Source organism: Propioniciclava sp. (assembly GCF_036744435.1).
GTDB lineage: Bacteria > Actinomycetota > Actinomycetes > Propionibacteriales > Propionibacteriaceae > Propioniciclava.
The window spans coordinates 1-4,306 of the sequence record NZ_DAIOIA010000173.1 but is presented as its reverse complement, the minus strand read 5'-3'; the positions used below and the strand labels follow the sequence as shown (position 1 = coordinate 4,306).

Below are 4,306 nucleotides of genomic sequence, written 5' to 3'. Positions count from 1 at the left end.
GGAGTGAGGCGGCCTCGTAGCGCCCACGAAACACCATATGTAGTGGATCGCGCCGCCCGGAGTTTCTGTATATAGTGGTCGACGTAGTGGTTCGGCCCGCCAGCCAGGTGGGTCGTCGCAAGAGGGAATCCGGTGCGAATCCGGAACTGCCCCGCAGCGGTATGTGGGAACGAACGCCATCATCAGCACTGGGTTGCCACCTGGGAAGCGATGGCCAGTAGGTCACGGTCGACGCCTCGGCACCGGCCCCGCCCACGAGTCCGAAGACCTGCCTCTGCCACCCGGACTCCGTTCTCGCGGACGCCCCGGGTGCCGGTTTGCTCAGCCTCGTGGGAGGGCTGCGTGCCGCACGGGGTTGCACCCGCGTCCGGTCGCCTCGTCCACGTCGCTGTTCTTCTTCGACGGATAGGACGAACCACATGACCATCACCATCTACTCCCAGCCCTCCTGCGTGCAGTGCACCGCCACCTACAAGGCGCTGGACAAGCTCGGCCTCGACTACGACGTCGTCGACCTCAGCACCGACGCGGACGCCCTCGACCAGGTGAAGGCGCTCGGCTACCAGCAGGCCCCCGTCGTGATGGTCGACGACGAGCATTGGTCCGGTTTCCGGCCCGATCTCATCAAGGCGACCGCGCTGCGCGCCGCCTGAGGACGTGGTGATCTCGGGCAGGCCCGGGGCCGAGTCAGGAGATGGCGTGCGGCTGGTGTACTTCTCCTCCGCCTCCGGCAACACGCACCGGTTCGTCGCCAAGCTCGGCCTGGACGCGTCCCGGATCCCGCTGCGTCCCTCGGAACCACCGCTGCGCGTCGGACACCCCTACGTCCTGGTCGTCCCGACCTATGGGGGCGGCAACGATCGCGGCGCGGTCCCCAAGCAGGTCATTGCGTTCCTCAACGATCCGGGCAACCGGGCCGGCATCCGCGGGGTGATCACCGGCGGCAACACCAACTTCGGGACGGCCTACGGGCTGGCGGGCGACATCGTCGCCGCCAAGTGCGGCGTCCCCCTCTTGTACCGATTCGAACTGATGGGCACCCCCGACGACGTCGGGCGGGTCCGCGAAGGGCTGACCTCCTCATGGCAACGACTCTGCTCACCGACACCGGCCTCGAACAGCCCGGCGCTCGCCTCGACTACCACGCGCTGAACGCGCTGCTGAACCTGTACGACGATGAGGGCCGGATCCAGTTCGACGCCGACCGAGGCGCCGCGCGGGAGTACTTCCTGCAGCACGTCAACCAGAACACCGTCTTCTTCCATTCGCTGAAGGAGAAGCTCGACTACCTGTTGGAGGAGGGCTACTACGAGGCGGCCGTCCTGGAGCGCTACGACTTCGCATTCATCAAGGCGCTGTTCAAGCGCGCCTACGCCGTGAAGTTCCGGTTCCCGACCTTCATGGGGGCGTTCAAGTACTACACGTCCTACACGCTGAAGACGTTCGACGGGACCCGCTACCTGGAGCGGTTCGAGGACCGGGTGTGCCTGGTCGCGTTGACGCTCGCGGCGGGCGATGAGCGGCTGGCCGAGCAGATCGCCGACGAGATCATGGCCGGACGCTTCCAGCCCGCCACCCCCACCTTCCTCAACGCGGGCAAGGCCCAGCGCGGCGAACTCGTCTCCTGCTTCCTGCTGCGGGTCGAGGACAACATGGAGTCCATCGCGCGGGCGATCAACTCCTCGCTGCAGCTCTCCAAGCGCGGCGGCGGAGTCGCGTTGTCGCTGACGAACCTGCGCGAGGCGGGCGCACCGATCAAGCGGATCCAGAACCAGTCCTCGGGCGTGATCCCGGTGATGAAGCTGCTGGAGGACTCCTTCTCCTACGCCAACCAGCTCGGCGCGCGTCAGGGCGCGGGGGCGGTGTATCTGCACGCCCACCACCCCGACATCCTGGCGTTCCTCGACACCAAGCGGGAGAACGCCGATGAGAAGATCCGGATCAAGACGCTGTCGCTGGGCGTGGTGATCCCCGACATCACCTTCCAGTTGGCCCGCGACGACGAGGACATGTACCTGTTCAGCCCCTACGACGTCGAGCGCGTCTACGGGATGCCGTTCACCGAGGTGTCGATCTCGGAGCACTATCGCGACATGGTCGATGACGGCCGGATCCACAAGACCAAGATCAATGCGCGCCGGTTCTTCCAGACCCTGGCCGAGATCCAGTTCGAGTCCGGCTACCCCTACCTCGTCTTCGAGGACACGGTGAACCGCGCCAACCCGATCGACGGGCGGGTCACCATGTCGAACCTGTGCTCGGAAATCCTGCAGGTGTCCTCGGCGTCCACCTACCGCCCCGATCTGGGTTATGACCAGATCGGCAAGGACATCTCCTGCAATCTGGGCTCGCTCAACATCGCCAAGGCCATGGACGGTGGCGACCTGGGCACCACCGTCGAGGTGGCGGTGCGGGCGCTGACGGCCGTCTCGGACCAGTCCGACATCTCGTGCGTGCCCAGCATCGAGCACGGCAACGCGCTCAGCCACGCCATCGGGCTGGGGCAGATGAACCTCCATGGCTACCTGGCCCGCGAGTCCATCCACTACGGGTCGGCCGAGGGCATCGACTTCACCAACCTGTACTTCTACACGGTGACCTTCCACGCGCTACGGGCGTCCTGCCGGATCGCGGCCGAGCGCGGCGTCCGCTTCGACGGGTTCGAACGCTCCGACTACGCCTCGGGGGCCTACTTCACCCGCTACATCGAGGGCGAGTGGACCCCGGCGACGCCGCGGGTCGCGGAACTGCTCGCACAGGCGGGCCTCACCCTGCCCACCCCCGAGGACTGGCGTGCGCTGGCCGCGGACGTCGCCCAGTTCGGGCTGTACAACCAGAACCTCCAGGCGATCCCGCCGACCGGGTCGATCAGCTACATCAATCACTCCACGAGCTCGATCCACCCCATCGTGGCGAAGGTCGAGATCCGCAAGGAGGGCAAGATCGGCCGGGTCTACTACCCGGCGCCTTACATGACCAACGACAACCTGGAGTACTACGCCGACGCCTACGAGATCGGCCCGGAGAAGATCATCGACACCTACGCGGCGGCCACCCAGCACGTCGACCAGGGGTTGTCGCTGACGCTGTTCTTCCCCGATTCGGCCACGACCCGCGACGTGAACCGCGCCCAGATCTACGCGTGGCGTCGGGGCATCAAGTCGCTGTACTACATCCGGCTGCGGCAGTTGGCGCTGGCGGGAACCGAAGTCGACGGCTGCGTGAGCTGCATGCTCTGACCGCCCCTCCCACCACTTCTTGATTGAGAGACGACGATGACGAAGAAACTAACCCTGCTGCGCGGCGTCCAGGCCATCAACTGGAACCGCCTCGAAGACGACCTGGACCTGGAGGTGTGGGATCGCCTCACCGGCAACTTCTGGCTGCCCGAGAAGGTGCCGCTGTCCAACGACATCCCCTCCTGGCGGACCCTGCTGCCCGCCGAGCAACTCATGACGACCCGTGTGTTCACCGGGCTGACGATGCTGGACACCATCCAGGGCACGGTCGGCGCGGTGTCGCTGATCCCCGACGCCCGCACCCCGCACGAGGAGGCGGTCTACACCAACATCGCGTTCATGGAGTCGGTGCACGCCAAGAGCTACTCCTCCATCTTCTCCACGCTGATCTCCACCGCCGAGATCGACGAGGCGTTCCGATGGAGCGAGGAGAACGAGCACCTGCAGACCAAGGCGAAGATCGTGCTCGACTACTACTACGGCGAGGATGCGGAGAAGCGGAAGGTCGCCTCCACCATGCTGGAGTCGTTCCTGTTCTACTCCGGCTTCTACGCCCCGATGCATTGGTCGAGCCGCGCCAAGCTCACCAACACCGCCGACCTGATCCGGCTGATCATCCGCGACGAGGCCGTCCACGGCTACTACATCGGCTACAAGTACCAGCGGGCGCTCGCCGAGGCGTCCCAGGAGCGCCGCGACGAGCTGAAGGACTACACGTTCGACCTGCTCACCGAGCTGTACGACAACGAGGAGTCCTACACCGAGGACCTGTACGACCCGCTCGGCCTCACCGAGGACGTCAAGGCGTTCCTGCGCTACAACGCCAACAAGGCCCTGATGAACCTCGGGTACGAGGCCCTGTTCCCCAAGGCCGCCACGGACGTCTCCCCCGCCATCCTCTCCGCACTGTCCCCCAACGCCGACGAGAACCACGATTTCTTCTCCGGATCCGGTTCCAGCTACGTGATGGGCAAAGCGGTGAACACCGCCGACGAGGATTGGGACTTCTAGTTGTACTGCCCGGAGACATTGATCAATCGCGAGAAGGGCGGGAGGTTCCCGCAGGC

Annotated in this window: 4 protein-coding genes and 1 riboswitch; all 4 genes read left to right on the top strand. The window is 65.6% G+C overall.

The genetic code is table 11. The annotated features are described in order from the left end of the window. Positions 1–70: 70 nt before the first annotated feature. A riboswitch (cobalamin riboswitch) is annotated at positions 71–290 on the top strand. A 129-nt stretch (positions 291–419) separates the two neighbouring features. The 4 genes from nrdH to nrdF are packed head-to-tail and all read left to right on the top strand — an operon-like array spanning position 420 to position 4,250. Then, on the top strand, positions 420–653 hold the full coding sequence (gene nrdH / locus V7E09_RS14620) for a glutaredoxin-like protein NrdH (RefSeq protein WP_324510863.1): 234 nt from the start codon (positions 420–422) through the stop codon (positions 651–653). 46 nt (positions 654–699) lie between these two features. Then, the gene (gene nrdI / locus V7E09_RS14615; protein WP_324510862.1) at positions 700–1,152 is read left to right on the top strand and encodes a class Ib ribonucleoside-diphosphate reductase assembly flavoprotein NrdI; all 453 of its coding nucleotides are present in this window, start codon (positions 700–702) and stop codon (positions 1,150–1,152) included. Next, positions 1,083–3,239 (top strand): class 1b ribonucleoside-diphosphate reductase subunit alpha, encoded by a 2,157-nt coding sequence (gene nrdE, locus V7E09_RS14610; protein ID WP_324523621.1) that lies wholly within the window; start codon positions 1,083–1,085, stop codon positions 3,237–3,239. Before nrdI ends, nrdE begins: the two co-directional genes overlap by 70 nt. A gap of 36 nt (positions 3,240–3,275) precedes the next feature. Beyond that, entirely contained in the window at positions 3,276–4,250 is a 975-nt protein-coding gene (gene nrdF, locus V7E09_RS14605; RefSeq protein WP_324523620.1) for a class 1b ribonucleoside-diphosphate reductase subunit beta, read from the top strand. Positions 4,251–4,306: the final 56 nt, after the last annotated feature.

Excerpts from the sequence above, each read along its gene's own strand:
- nrdH (WP_324510863.1), top strand. The coding sequence starts at position 420 with ATGACCATCACCATCTACTCCCAGCCCTCCTGCGTGCAGTGCACCGCC.
- nrdE (WP_324523621.1), top strand. The coding sequence starts at position 1,083 with ATGGCAACGACTCTGCTCACCGACACCGGCCTCGAACAGCCCGGCGCT.
- nrdF (WP_324523620.1), top strand. The coding sequence starts at position 3,276 with ATGACGAAGAAACTAACCCTGCTGCGCGGCGTCCAGGCCATCAACTGG.